We start from the raw sequence: 13,388 nt of genomic DNA on the forward strand, positions 1-13,388 counted from the left end.
CATCGTATGCGAGTAGGCGCGGAATCCGCAGGTAGTCACCGCGATCTGACCGTTTCGCCCTGATCGGTTCAGCTATGCTCGGCCACGTTGCCGCAGCCGAATTCTCCTGGTAGCGGCCGTCTTCGCCGCCATCGGACAGGTCGATGTGCACACGGTCGCGAATTCGCATCCGATGCAATTGGCGGCGCTTGTAGTAACCGCCGAAAAAACAACGGATATTGGGCCTGGCCCAGATAACGGGGCCGCTTCGCGCACGGCTGGAGCGCTATAGCCGCAGGTCGGCGGCTGCACTACCCCAGATATCGGGCCGTTATCCGGGGCTATCTGTCTGCACAGACAGCAGGGCAGGGTTCATCGGCCGAATGCTTTGAGGAAGGTCGTCACTGCGGCGTGGGTGAGGGAGTGCAGTTCGCGGTCGGGGACCGCGCGCGTGCCGAGTCGAAGCAGGCCGTCGGCAGGACCGGCGAGCAGTGCAGTGAACTGGGCCGCCGCGATATCGGGATCGTCGATGTCGAGTACGCCGGCCAGTGAAAGCCGTGCGAGCCGATCGGCCAGGGCTGCGGTAGCCCGGCGGGAGACTTCGGTCACGAGGTCGACCAGATCCGGAAACTGGGTGGCTTCTGCGCAGACCAGGCGTCGCAAGGCGCGCGATTCCTCGGTGCAGTAGCAGTGAACCAGCTGGAGCCCGACCTGCGTCAATCGGGTAGACGGATCGTCACCAGGGGATGCCAGCTGCTCGATCGCAGCCACGTTGGCCGCCAGCGCGGTCTCCGAAAGCGACTGCACTGCTTGGCGAAACAAGCACTCCTTGTCGCGGAAGTGATGGTAGACGGTGGCCTTGGCCACCTTGGCCTCGGCAGCGATGTCGTCCACCCGGGCCTGCGCATAGCCCACGCGCGCAAACACGGTGAACGCTGCGGCCATGATGGCCTGCCGTTTATCGATACGCCCACGCGGCTGCGCCTGCCTGGACGAAGGGGGCTGCAACGCGCTCATCAGCTCATCGTAATCACTACTTGGACTCATCGGTCTACTAGATAATACGGGTCGACATAGACTCAGTAGTCTAGTTTACTGTCTTGATGCGTTCAGTTTGATCAGAGGGGAAGCTTATGAAGACGGTTGTGATCACGGGCGGGACCGATGGCATGGGAAAGGCGCTCGCACTGACCTACCTGCGTCGCGGTGACCAGGTAGTCATCATCGGCACCAGCGCAGCCAAGGGGCAGGCGGTCCTGGATGCCGCCGGCACGTTCGGCGGTGGTGCGCGCATAGAGTTCATCCGAGCGGATCTGAGCCTGGTGGCGGAGAACCGGCGGGTGATCGAGCAGATCGCGGCGACCTATCCGGTCGTCGACGTGCTTGTGCTCGGCGCATGGTTTTACCGCGCCGCCCGGTTCGTCACGTCCGAAGGCTTCGAAGCCAATTTCGCGTTGTTCTATCTGAGCAGGTACCTGTTCGGGCACGGTCTGGTGGAACAGATGGAGGCGTCCGACGCCCCGGTGATCCTCGATCTGGCCGGTCCCGGTGGAGACCTTGCCGGGATTCGTTGGGACGACTTGCAGTTCGCTCGCGCCTACGACGCCGATGCGGTCATGAGGCAGTGCGGGAAGTTGAGTGATCTTCTCGCGGTCGGTTTCACGCGCCGCCACCCCGACAGCCGGATCCGATACGTCCTGCTGCATCCCGGGCTGACGGCGACCGGATTCACCGGGCAATACGATGCCGCCAGTGCCGAACTGGTCGCCGGAATGCGAGAGCGTGGCCAACCGGTGGAAGCCGCCCTCACCCGAATCCTCCGGCACCTCGATCACCCTCCGACGGCGCCGCTCAGCGCATTCATGCAGGACAATCGGATCGACGTCTACGGCGAACCATTCGACCACGAAGCCGCCGACCGTCTGGCGTACCTCACCACAACCCTGCTGCGTACGGCAAACACCAGCGGTATGTAGAGGCGACAGACCACGCCACCACCGTTATCCGATGAGCATGAGGCGGCAGTCATGGACCGGCGGGGGCAGCCGCAGTATGGTCCTCGGTCATCGCCGACACCCTATGTTCTCGGCCCGGTCACCAGCGGTTTCATGATATTCAGAACAGGGTGTCGCGCACTCGCAGTGGCCGGTAGCCGGTCGGGCCGAGCTGGGCGAGTTCGGCGTCGATGTCGACCTCGATCGCGCCGAAGAAGTTGATGTTCTCGCTGTGCGCCGGACTGATGTGCGCCAGCACCTCGTCATCGATCCGGCGTCCGGCTCGGCGCATCTGGTCTACGGCAAGCCCGTAATACTCTGTGGTCCAGGCGATTACGGCGTTGGTGGCCAGGGTCAGGCACCAGGCTTGCTCGGTTTGGCCGTCGAGCTGGCGGGCGCGGATCGTGCCCTCGTGCGCGTAGAGCAGGTCGCGGCGTAGCGCGTGGAGGGATTCGCCCTTGTTGAGCTGTCGGGATATCTTGCGCCGATAGTCAGGATCCGAAAGGTAACGGGCGGCGTAGACGGTGCGGCGCAGGGCCCCGTACTCTTTGAGCGCGGTGGCCAGGGTGTTCTGCCGCCCAGAGGCGGACAGTTTGCCGACCAGCAGTGAGGCGGTGGCGTGCCCGAACTTCAGCGACCCGGCCAACCGGAGCAGATCGTCCCAGTGCTCGGCGACCAGGTCGAGGTTGGCCCGCCGCGTCATCAGCGGTCCGGCGTGCGGGAACCGGGCCTCGGTGTCCCGGCGGGGGTCGGGCCGGTACAGGGTGATCTTTCCCAGGTCCCGGATCCGGGGTGAGAGCTGCATCCCGAGCAGGTCGAACAGCCCGAAGTTGACCAGGGTCACCCCGTGGGTGTCGGTGGCGTGTTCGGTGATCGGCAGATCCGTTGCGTTGCCGAGGATTTCATCCAGCACGTAGTGTGCTTCGCGTTTCGTAGCGACGATGATCTTCGTGCCGTAGGTGGCGTGCTGATCGGTGACATGGGTGTAGGTCGACAGCACCCGGCCGCCGTGGATGACCATCTCCCGCGCCGAGGTCGACTTGCCGCGCACCGGGAACCGCTGCCCATCCGACGACGACAGCGTGCCGACGCCGAACACCGGGGTCAGCGGCAACCGCTGGTGGTAGTCGATGATCGCCAGGTTCGCCGCGCGCAGGGTCTCCTCCCGCACATACCATTCCGCCGTCCACGCGAGGATGTCGTAGGAGATGCCGCAGGCCTCCGCCATCCGGGTCAAACCGAGGTTCGTCGAGTGAGCCAGCAGAACCGCGATGAGGTTGCGTTTGATTTCGGGGGTGCGGGTCTGTTTGCCCGAGGCGTGGGTGAAGCAGTCGAGGTGGCCGGTGCGTTTGTCCAGCTCGATCAGCAGCGACACGATCGGCGCGAACGGTAGCATCTCGGTCAGTTCCGCCTTGAGCGAAACCGCCTCCGCGGGCACGTCTTCGGCGGTCAACGGCGAGATCACCAGATCCCCGGTCTCGTCCACGCGTACCGGGCCGTCCCCGCCGGACAGCACCGCCTCCAGCTCCCCGACCGCCTCGTGCAGCTCGTCGGTCACCGCGGCCAGGGCTTCGCCGGGGTCGGCGGGTTTGCCGACCAGGCGGCAGAACTCGACCCGCTGCGGCGTCCATTGCTCGGCGGTGAGCAGGTACGCGGCCGGGTCCGCGTAGCGGCGCGAGCCCGGCACGTACACATCTCCGCTGCGCAGCCCATCCCGCAACCCCAGCAGCACGCACAACTCCCAGTAGTGCCGATATGCAGTGACGCTGCCTGATTTCCGGGCCTCCTCGAGGTAACCGCGCCACTTGGCCGGCACGAACCCCACCGGTGCTTCGCCGAACACCTTGCGGCGGCCGGTGGCGTTCAGCTCGCGCAGCATGTCCACCGCGATCAGCAGCTCGGTCGCCGCGGTGCCGCCGGCGAACCGCACCGCCGAGAGGACCGCCGGGGTGAACTGCCGCAGATAGTTGTACGACGAATCCAGCGCGGCCAGATGCCCGTGATCACGCGGCAGACGGGGCTTGGCCTGCGCGATCGCCGCTATTCCGGCACAACGTGCCGGAATCAGCATGAACGCGCGAGGCTAGGCGACGACGAGTACGGACAGCTGAAACCACCAACCCAACCGGCCAGGTGGTCCAGATTGAACTTCCGTCAGATGGTCCGGATTTTGGGATCTGGCACAGATTCCGTGATTCGGGAAGCCGGGATTCCTAGTCGCTCAGCAGGATTCGTTTCCGGAGCAGGTCGAGGTTCGCGCGTCCGAACATCTGGCGCTTGATCATTTTGATGCGGTTGACGTGGCCTTGGACGGGCCCACTGTTCCAGGGCAAGGTCAGACCGGCGGTGACCGCGTCGAGGTCGCGGCGCAGACCGCGCACGAACGAGTGCAGGGCGGGCAGATTGTCGGTATCGACGGCTGCCATCCAGCGTTCCAGCTCACGGCCCCGACGGTCGACCATCATCTCCGCGAACGCCCGGACATGGCCGGCCAGCGCGGTGAGTTCGGTGCTCGTGGCCAGGATGGCATCGAGCCGCTGCCGGTCGGCGGGATCGAGACGGGCGGGATCGCTCATCATCCAGCTCACCACACGACGAACCGACGGCGGTTTGCGTGCCGGGCGGGGAATACGGCCGGTGCTGCGGAAGGGGTGCAGGTAGTTGAGCACGACCTTCTTGCTTCCGCGATAGCCGAGTTCGGAGATCTCACCGAACAGTTGGGTGGCGTTGGTGCAGCCTTCGTTCCATCGCCGGTGCAGGTAGGGTTTGAACTCGTCGAGCAGGCCTCGGCGGCGGCCGGTGCCGTTGTTGACCAGTAGTTCCTCCGCGCTGGCGGCACGGGCGAAACGGCGAACGGTTCCGCGGGCAAGACCGAGCCGGACCCCGATGGCCCGCAGGCTCACACCGTCACCGGGCAGCGTGTGGACCGCGGCGTAACGCTCCCGGGTCCGAACCGCCCACTTGTCTGTCCTGTCCGGTGAGGGTTCGCTCACCTCCGAACTATGCGGTGGCTGCGGCAGGTCGATGACCGCTGTTGTGGCATCGACCTCGATATCGGCGGCGGCGCCCAAGCGCGTGCGGTGACGGGCGACCACCCGTTCGACCGCGTCGCCGAGGTTGTGCCAGACATGCCATCGGTCCGCGACCTGCAGCGCATCCGGTGCTCCGACGCTCACTCCTTCGGCGTAGGCGCCGGCACGGTCCCGGCATACGATCTCGACTCCGGGATGAGCGCGCAACCAGCCGGCCAGGGTTTCGGCGGTGCGGTCGGCGAGCACATCGACCGGCCGACGGGTTTCGATATCGACCAGGACAGTGCCGTAATGATGCCCGCGACGCAGCGCAAAGTCGTCGACCCCCAGCACGCGAGGAGTGACCTCGCCTGGGTCGGGAAGTGCCCGGACCTGCCGCAACAGCGTCATCCGGCTGACCGCCGCCGCCAGATGACGGGTCATCCGGGCACCCGGGCGGCCGCCCAGCGCCAGCGCGACCGCGCAGAGCACACGCTGTAGAACGGCCGTCCGCCGGGCATACCGCCCTGCCAGCCCGCAGGGTTGCTCGGCGAACGTCTTTCTGCCGCACTCGGGGTTGTCGCAGAACAGCCTCCGCACCTGCAACCGGATCAGTACCTCACGGCTGGTGATCGCGGTATCGGACAATCGCCGCTGGTAGCGATTATGGATCCGCCGCGAGAACACTCCACAGTCGGGGCAGGCCACCGTCTCGCCGCCGGTACTCACCTCGAGGTTCACCCGCGACCCGGTCGAAGTCACCGCGTCGATCTGCAACCCGTCCAGGTGAGGAAACAAGACCGCCGTCGGCCCGAGATCAGAACACCGGCGACATGATCGATCATCCAGTCTCCGTATGCAATCCGGGCCGGGTCAATCACGCAAACCGTGCCAGATCCCGGATTTTGGCGTTCCGTTGACAACGCTTCCCTCGCGTGGGGCGTTCGGACCATTGCTGTCGACGTCGGTTGGCCCCTGGAGCAACTGACCGAAAAACTCCGCTGACACAACCACACTTCGATCACGGCAACGGGGCTGTGTGCCGGTAAATCCTGCAGTTGCACCGCCGGATTTCTGGGGAATGCGCCCCTACCCCTGTTACTGCTTTTGGGGGTACCGGTGGTGCCGGTCTTGCGGTCGACGTAGATGCGTTCGTCGGGCAGTCCGGCGGCAGCGAGGGCGTCGACGTTCAGGCGGTGGCAGCGGACCCCGGATTCGCGGATTCCGCCTTGGTGGCGCTGAGCTCACACCAGAGCGGCCCGTTCTGAGCCCTGTTGTCTCTGGCCACTCTGATCTCGATGTCGGTGAACCCCGCACTCTGCAGAGCGCCCACGTTCATCGATTGCTCCAGGGCGGGCAGGATCTCCACCCGTCCGGTTTGGAGGAGCAGCCTGCCGTCGGGTTTCAGGACCTGATGGAGCTCGGCGGCACCGCCGTCGCGCAGGTTGTAAGACAACGGCACCCCTTCGAAGTAGACCTCGTCGAAGACCGCATCGCGAAGCACCGACATGTCACGAAAATTTGCCACGACATCCGGTCTGTCTTCCGGAAAACTGTTGAGGAACACCTCGCCTGGCTCGGCGGGCCGGAAAACGTGACCGCCGCCTACCACCAGCCGCGCACCGCCCTCGGCCCTCCGGGCCTGGGACAACAAGGAGGTCAGGTCTGCTGCCGGTTGCGTGCGCAGCGAGGTCGGATCCATCTCCACCGGCACGGTACCGTGCTTACGCTCCAGGCCGTGATGGTTCTCGATATCGTCGAGCTGTCGCATCTCCCGGGCACGCAGCTGGCGAAGATCGGTGTCCGCCAGATACTGCGAGGGCGACCCGGGCCGGATCCGCAGCTCCCCGACCGAGGGCAGCATCGGTTCTATCTCCGCCTCGGCCACCCGTTGTCTTTGGAGGCGAGTCGCCCGAATCCTCTCCCGGAGGAGCTGGTCCCTATCGACCGTCTCGGCGACCCCCTGCACGGTCGGGTGAATGATCCTGCCCCGGTACCAGGGATTGGCGATGGCATCGCTCATTGCCCCGAGATGGCGGCTCAAGGCCTCGACCACCCCAGACATCAGATTCCTACCGAAACCTTTACTCACCCGACCCGTCCCCTCGACGGGCGCCCGGGGTGCGGAGTTCGGCGCCGGCCTAGACGCGCTGATCGATACGTTCGCGCGCCACCGACCAGTAATGCCACCATCCGGTCGACGGCGACATTGTTCTGGTGCAGCGCGTGCAGGGGTCCAGGCGGTACCACCCTCATCGGTCACGCCGACATGAAATCACCTGTAGGCCAACACCTCTCGATGATGTTCCGCGCTTAGCGCCGTATCGGGCGGATCTGCTCCCCGACCCCAGGTTCACCCCATGTCCAGGGCGCGACGCCATGCTCATCACAGCTCGACCCTGCGAATCACAGTCCGCCCGGTCTGCGGATCCACATATGGGGTCTCGATTGTCCTGAACGGCGTGGGGCTTCGGAAGAGTATCTCCTCCTCCTCAGGCTTACCCGTGTACGCACTCACGTCCTTACCGTGCTTCGACAAGAGCTGAAACTCCACAGGAATACCGCTCATGCGGTCGGTGCCGAATGCGGCCTTGTCCGTCCTTGACGCGGAGGTGAATGCCGCCTCGACCAGATCCGGATCGTCCCGGTAACGAGCCAACGCTTCGGGTGAAAGGTTGACCCGACGTATGACCCATTTGTTGTTGTAATCGGGCAGCTTGCTCAGGGCCGAGTTGACGTCGTCGCGCAACAGTTGCTGGTAGCGGCTCATATCGTTATGGCGTATTGCGAAGTTCAACCCTCCGGAGGATCCCCCGTAGCGCTGCAGTGCGGACCTGTCATCGTCGGTGAGAGCGGGTGTGTCGATCTGCGGGCCGATTGTCGTATCACCCGCACGAGCAGCATCTTCATGTATTCCGAGGGGCTCGTGGTGGTCGTCCTCCCCAAGGATCACGGCCCGAATATTCTTCCCTTCGAGAGAGGTTCTCGATGTCCTGTCGAGTAGCCTTTCGCCCTGCTCTTCGGCACCCGTTACTCCACCGATCACATCTCGGATATATTTTGCCGCTGCTGCTTCCGACCGCGCCTCCTGCGCCGCCCCTTGAGTCAACTGCTCGGACAGCTGGGCCGCCCATCTCGCAACTTCGTCGGCAGGTTGCCACCGGTTCACGAGATCACATGTCCTCGACCGATGCATCGAGCCACGAGATTCCCTCCGAATCGACGGATCCGACAGGCTGGGCCCTACGCCCGCAAATGGAGCCTGGACATACTACCGGAGCAGTTTAGCGAATGATGACTTCGGCTTGGCCCACAGACTCCGTCGAGGACAGCCACCCGACTACGATCATAGCGGATCGACCTGAGGTACAGGTACGCCACACCTGCCCGGGTCGGACCGGCCGGGGCACTTTGTGTCGTCCATTAAATGATCGTTTTATGAACAGTCCGGCCGAAACGGACTCCGGGACGGGAACGCCCAGGTCGATCGAAATCGCCGACTGTTCAAAAAACATGTCGCAAAGTCCGAATGTTCAATAACGGCGAAGCGTCCTTTTATGTACGATTCGGGGGTGACGGACACCGATGCGCTCGAACCGCTTTCCCTCGACGGCGATGCCCTGGACCCGATCGGCGGGGGAGGAGCGCTGATCGGGTACGCCCGCGTCTCGACCCGCGACCAGAACCTGGACCGGCAGACACGCGCACTACAGGCCGTCGGCTGCAAGTAGGTCTACGCGGACAAGAAGTCCGGGAAGGACGTCGAGCGCGAACAGCTCTCGGCGTGCCTGGACTACATGCGTGCTGGTGACACTCTCGTGGTTGCCTCGCTGGACAGGCTCGGCCGCTCTCTGCAGCCCGGGCTCGCGGGCAGCGGCTCGGCCGGCCGCCGGCCATGAGCGAGGAGCAGATCCGGCAGGCCCGGGCGCTGCTGACCCGACCGGACGAGTCGGTGTCTTCGATCGCGCGGCTGCTGGGGGTCTCGCGGACCACGCTATACAAGTATCTGCCCGAATTGGGGCTCGCTTCCTCGGTCCGATGAAGAGCGGGGGCGACAATGCTCGGGAGCTGGTCGGGCGCCTGCGATCACCTACGAGCGTTGCTTCGTGTCCGGTCCGAGGGTCACAGCAACTGGATACGCCGCCGGGCCGAGGGCGCCCGAGAGGCCAACCGAGTCATCGGAGGCGCCTCGGGGGAAGGAGCAGATCAGGTGCCGGGCGCTGGAGACGGCTCGCTCGGTAGTGGTGCGGCAGGTACAGCGGCTTCCGCCGGCAGGGCGTCCGGTGACGCAGTGCTCGATATCGATCGAGCTGCTGCTCGCTCCGTCGACTTCGGTGGACGACGTCATACCGATGCGGGTGTATGGGATTGGATGCGTGGGCAATTGTCCGACTGGCCTGTGAAGCGGGTCGATGACGCGGGCCTGACCATGGCCGACACCGTTTCCTACGCGTTGCAGTCCACACGGGGAAGAGTTCAGGTGGAACTGCGCAGTACCGGCGACCGCGGAAGCCGGGAACTGCATGCTGTGGTCCGCGACACCGGCACCACCGCGCCACCGCACGATGTCCTGGAAGACACGGTCCACGGCCGGCTCGACTACCGACTCCATCCTGCCGATGAGACGGGATGGACCAGGGAGATCTCCCTGCGTATGAACGAGACTCGCCCACTTCCGCAGTGGCTGGACCAGGTGATCGACCCACACCGGTACCCGAGGTTGAGCGTTGACGGGGAAACGGCCATCGCGGTCCGGGCCCGTGACTACTCGAAGCTGGCGCGTGACCTCGCCCCTTACGACACCGCGTCTTCTCCGGAGGTGGCGCGGCACAACAACGATATGGAGATCCGGCATCAGGGCCGGGTCAACGACGCCCGGCTGTGGGCGGGAAAGACCAACCTCGAGCCCGCCTACTTCGCCCTGCAATCCGGCGGCGGCACCACCGCCGAACTCGCGGTCTACCCCCTGCGGAATCAGAACTTCGCCGAAGGCCTGACCCAGCTCGGCATCGCTTCCCCCAGCGACAAGCTCATCCCTGTCGACGATTTCGCCACATCCATCGCCGAACAACTCCAGCGACGCCGCCAAACACTCCCCGAAGAAGCAGAACCATCCCCCTGAGCAGCGAAGAGCCGTGCCCGCTGCAGCACATAGCCATCAGGTGTTGCCGTCACACCAGAGCACGGTCAAGTTGACATCGCCATTTGTTGCGGGTCACTCCCCTGGGGGATTTTCCGTTTTCGGACGTGGCTTGTACTCGACCCAGTGGTGTTCGCTGCCTGTGGGAGTGCCCGGTGGGGCCAGGATAGCCAGGTCGCGGTAGATGCCCAGTAATGTGTCTTCGGCAGTCACCACGGTGCTCCTGGCGGCGTACACGGGGATGTTTATGCCTGCTTCCTGGAGTGTTCGTGCGGAGGCCTCGGCGGCGGGGCCGCCGGCAGGCTTGCATGACATCTGGACGAGGAAGCTGCTCGGATGATTGCGATACGCTTGCTGTATGTGGGGGTTTACGGACTTGATGCGACCGAACGTTCCTCCGTTGACTCCCAGTTTCAGTTTCTCCTCGCCGATGTGAACGGCGTATTCGTAGGGGGTGGCGTGTGCGTCGGAAAACAGCATCGTCTCGGTCTTCGCCCTGTCGGCCCAGAGGGCAGGTGGCCGCTCGGCCCGGCCTATCAGCTTCTTGAAGTCGGACTTGAAAAGAGACCAGCTACCTGCGCTGTCTACGGTGGGCCCGAGGCTTTCCTGAATCCTGGCCAAGCCGCGTCGGCTCCATCGCCGACCGCCTCTTTCGGGCATGAACGTTGCTCCGACGGTATCCCGGCCCGGGGCGCGGACAGGCCGGCTGTGGATCTCGTCCGGGGTGAATATCCACGGCCTGTCGGTCTCCGAATAACCGAGAAACAGTGGAGTGTTCGGGTCATTCTCGATGATCGAGGCCAGACCGCGAGCCGCGTTCCCATCTGCACCGGACAGGTCTTTGGCCGCCTCGCGCAGGTCCCCGGCAACAGTGCTGTAGTTTTTGCGTATGTCCCCGGCGGCACCCCCATAGAGCGCTGCGACCAGGCGCTTCGCAGCGGCGGTATAGGCGGATAAAGCAACGGCAACGATCTCACCACCTTAACCGCGCTCACCCCCACACCGTCACCGACTGCTCCCGCAGGTGGGATGAGGCTCATGGGAAGCATGGCGGCGATTATCTGCGTCCGCGTGCCTCGGCACGGAGCCGAAACGGTGCGGGACCTTCCGGGTTGAGCATGATGTCCACATCCGGTGGCACGACCTGCAGCAGCGACTCACCGAGTATCGGGTTCCAGCGCTCCACGTCCACAGCCCGCCTGTACACAGCGGCCGTGGCGACAACGATACAGGCGACACCGTCGGGCGCGGCCCCGATCAAGGGTTCATCGTGTTCGTCGCAACCGACATCGACCATCGAGTTGCCGACCGCAGAGACAACATCGGCAACACCGACACCGTCCTCACCGGCACCGACCCGGCGCACCACCGCATCGACCGGATCACAGGGCGAATCATCACCGGCGGGGCGATACTCGGGATTGGGCTGAAACGGACCGGCAATGTCCCCCTCGAGCATCCACCCGCCCAGAATCATCGACGACGGAGGCTCCTGCGAGGGCTCCGCCGGCTCCCACCGCGGATCGACCTGCACGACCCAGTCCTCCCGATCCCTACCAACCCGTCCCGCCTCGTTCATCCGACCCTCCCAACAAGCCTGCCACCGGCACTCACCATCAACGATTATCCAGCCCAGCCCGCCGCAATCCCCCCCGGAACAGTCGGATCGGTGTCTTCGATCGCGCGGCTGCTGGGGGTCTCGCGGACCACGCTATACAAGTATCTGCCCGAATTGGGGCCCGCTTCGATCCGATGAAGAGCGCGGAGGTGACAGTGCCCGGGAGCCCCTGAGCAGCGAAGAGCCGTGCCGGCTGTTGCGGGTCAGTCCCCTGGGGGATTTTCCGTTTTCGGACGTGGCTTGTACTCGACCCAGTGGTGTTCGCTGCCTGTGGGAGTGCCCGGTGGGGCCACGACAGCCAGGTCGTCGTAAACATAATGGCCCCGTATTTCTACGGCAGAGAGCAACACGGCGTTCCTGGCGGCGTACACAGGGATATTTATGCCTGCTTCCTGGAGCGTTCGTGCGGATGCCTCGGCGGCGGGGCCGCCGGCCGGCTTGCATGACATCTGGACGAGGAAACTGCTCGGATGATTGCGATACGCTTGCTGTATGTGGGGGTTTACGGACTCGATGCGACCGAACGTTCCTCCGCTGACGCCCAATTTCAGTTTCTCCTCGCCGATGTGAACGACGTATTCGTAAGGGTCGGCGTGTGCTTCGGAAAACAGCATCGTCTCGGTCTTCGACCTGTCGGCCCAGAGGGCAGGTGGCCGCTCGGCCCGCCCTATCAGCTTCTTGAAGCCGGACTTGAAACGAGACCAGCTACCTGTGCCGTCTACGGTGGGCCCGAGGCTTTCCTGAATCCCGGCCAGGCCGCGACGGCTCCAGCACGGGGTGCCTGCTTCGGGCGTGAACGTTGCTCCGACGGTACCCCGGCCCGGGGCGCGGACAGGCCGGCTGTGGATCTCGTCCGGGGTGAATATCCACGGCCTGTTGGTCTGCGAATAACCGAGAAACAGTGGAGTGTTCGGGTCATTCTCGATGATCGAAGCCAGACCGCGAGCCGCGTTCCCATCTGCACCGGACAGGTCCTTGGCCGCCTCGCGCAGGTCCCCGGCAACAGTGCTGTAGTTTTTGCGTAACTCCCCGGCGGCACCCCAGGAAAGCGCTGCGACCAGGCGCTTCGCAGCGGCGGTGGAGGCGGATAGAGAGGCGGCAACGATCTCGCCACCTTAACCGCGCTCACCCCCACACCGTCACCGACTGCTCCCGCAGGTGGGATGAGGCTCATGGGAAGCATGGCGGCGATTACCTGCGTCCGCGTGCCTCGGCGCGGAGCCGAAACGGTGCGGGACCTTCCGGGTTGAGCATGATGTCCACATCCTGGTGGCACGACCTGCAGCAGCGACTCACCGAGTATCGGGTTCCAGCGCTCCACGTCCACACCCCGCCTGTACACAGCGGCCGTGGCGACAACGATACAGGCGACACCGTCGGGCGCGGCCCCGATCAAGGGTTCATCGTGTTCGTCGCAGCCCACGTCGACCATCGCGCGAAGCGACGCGTCGGCCAGCTGAGGCACCCACCAGCCGCTATGTCAGGTGACGTTTCGGTGTTGCGAGCGGGAGGCGAAGGTTTCGAGACACTCCGGCGAGACCGCCGGTGCCGGTGACTGGAGCCCGGTGGGTGGGTCCACCGGTTGTGAGAGTTCTGATGCACCAGAATGGGTGCAGAAGGAGACGATCACACCATGTCACGACGTC

At 64.7% G+C, this 13,388-nt stretch carries 11 protein-coding genes and 2 pseudogenes; 5 read left to right on the top strand and 8 right to left on the bottom strand.

Features of this window, described 5'->3' with window-relative positions; genetic code table 11:
• Positions 1 to 351: 351 nt before the first annotated feature.
• Positions 352 to 996, bottom strand: a complete 645-nt coding sequence (locus ABZV91_RS30610; RefSeq protein ID WP_355249218.1) for a TetR/AcrR family transcriptional regulator — start codon at positions 994 to 996, stop codon at positions 352 to 354.
• A gap of 116 nt (positions 997 to 1,112) precedes the next feature.
• On the opposite strand from ABZV91_RS30610, the gene ABZV91_RS30615 reads away from it, so the two are divergent.
• On the top strand, positions 1,113 to 1,955 hold the full coding sequence (locus tag ABZV91_RS30615; RefSeq protein WP_355249219.1) for an SDR family NAD(P)-dependent oxidoreductase: 843 nt from the start codon (positions 1,113 to 1,115) through the stop codon (positions 1,953 to 1,955).
• Between the two features lie 139 nt (positions 1,956 to 2,094).
• Here ABZV91_RS30615 and ABZV91_RS30620 read toward each other — a convergent pair.
• The 4 genes and pseudogenes from ABZV91_RS30620 to ABZV91_RS30635 form a co-directional block, all read right to left on the bottom strand.
• Positions 2,095 to 4,014: pseudogene (locus ABZV91_RS30620) on the bottom strand (Tn3 family transposase); the annotation flags it as partial.
• Between the two features lie 172 nt (positions 4,015 to 4,186).
• The gene (locus ABZV91_RS30625; protein WP_355249220.1) at positions 4,187 to 5,746 is read right to left on the bottom strand and encodes an ISL3 family transposase; all 1,560 of its coding nucleotides are present in this window, start codon (positions 5,744 to 5,746) and stop codon (positions 4,187 to 4,189) included.
• Between the two features lie 427 nt (positions 5,747 to 6,173).
• Positions 6,174 to 7,040 (bottom strand): hypothetical protein, encoded by an 867-nt coding sequence (locus ABZV91_RS30630; RefSeq protein WP_355249221.1) that lies wholly within the window; start codon positions 7,038 to 7,040, stop codon positions 6,174 to 6,176.
• Positions 7,041 to 7,370: 330 nt separating this feature from the next.
• Positions 7,371 to 8,153 (bottom strand): hypothetical protein, encoded by a 783-nt coding sequence (locus tag ABZV91_RS30635; protein ID WP_355249222.1) that lies wholly within the window; start codon positions 8,151 to 8,153, stop codon positions 7,371 to 7,373.
• 403 nt (positions 8,154 to 8,556) lie between these two features.
• Between ABZV91_RS30635 and ABZV91_RS30640 the strand changes: the two are divergent.
• The 3 genes and pseudogenes from ABZV91_RS30640 to ABZV91_RS30650 all read left to right on the top strand — a co-directional run bounded on the left by ABZV91_RS30640 (position 8,557) and on the right by ABZV91_RS30650 (position 10,106).
• Positions 8,557 to 8,883 (top strand): annotated as a pseudogene (locus tag ABZV91_RS30640) (recombinase family protein).
• The gene (locus ABZV91_RS30645; protein ID WP_355249223.1) at positions 8,880 to 9,026 is read left to right on the top strand and encodes a helix-turn-helix domain-containing protein; all 147 of its coding nucleotides are present in this window, start codon (positions 8,880 to 8,882) and stop codon (positions 9,024 to 9,026) included. Before ABZV91_RS30640 ends, ABZV91_RS30645 begins: the two are co-directional and overlap by 4 nt.
• 357 nt (positions 9,027 to 9,383) lie before the next feature.
• On the top strand, positions 9,384 to 10,106 hold the full coding sequence (locus ABZV91_RS30650) for a hypothetical protein (RefSeq protein WP_355249224.1): 723 nt from the start codon (positions 9,384 to 9,386) through the stop codon (positions 10,104 to 10,106).
• Positions 10,107 to 10,199: 93 nt separating this feature from the next.
• On the opposite strand, the gene ABZV91_RS30655 is transcribed toward ABZV91_RS30650, so the two are convergent.
• On the bottom strand, positions 10,200 to 10,745 hold the full coding sequence (locus tag ABZV91_RS30655) for a hypothetical protein (RefSeq protein ID WP_355249225.1): 546 nt from the start codon (positions 10,743 to 10,745) through the stop codon (positions 10,200 to 10,202).
• 436 nt (positions 10,746 to 11,181) lie between these two features.
• On the bottom strand, positions 11,182 to 11,703 hold the full coding sequence (locus ABZV91_RS30660; RefSeq protein ID WP_355249226.1) for a type VII secretion system-associated protein: 522 nt from the start codon (positions 11,701 to 11,703) through the stop codon (positions 11,182 to 11,184).
• Positions 11,704 to 11,793: 90 nt separating this feature from the next.
• On the opposite strand from ABZV91_RS30660, the gene ABZV91_RS30665 reads away from it, so the two are divergent.
• On the top strand, positions 11,794 to 11,880 hold the full coding sequence (locus tag ABZV91_RS30665; RefSeq protein ID WP_355249228.1) for a helix-turn-helix domain-containing protein: 87 nt from the start codon (positions 11,794 to 11,796) through the stop codon (positions 11,878 to 11,880).
• A 65-nt stretch (positions 11,881 to 11,945) separates the two neighbouring features.
• On the opposite strand, the gene ABZV91_RS30670 is transcribed toward ABZV91_RS30665, so the two are convergent.
• Positions 11,946 to 12,356, bottom strand: a complete 411-nt coding sequence (locus ABZV91_RS30670) for a hypothetical protein (protein WP_355249227.1) — start codon at positions 12,354 to 12,356, stop codon at positions 11,946 to 11,948.
• Positions 12,357 to 13,388: the final 1,032 nt, after the last annotated feature.

This window comes from Nocardia sp. NPDC004568, assembly GCF_040609955.1.
In the GTDB taxonomy this organism is placed as follows: domain Bacteria; phylum Actinomycetota; class Actinomycetes; order Mycobacteriales; family Mycobacteriaceae; genus Nocardia.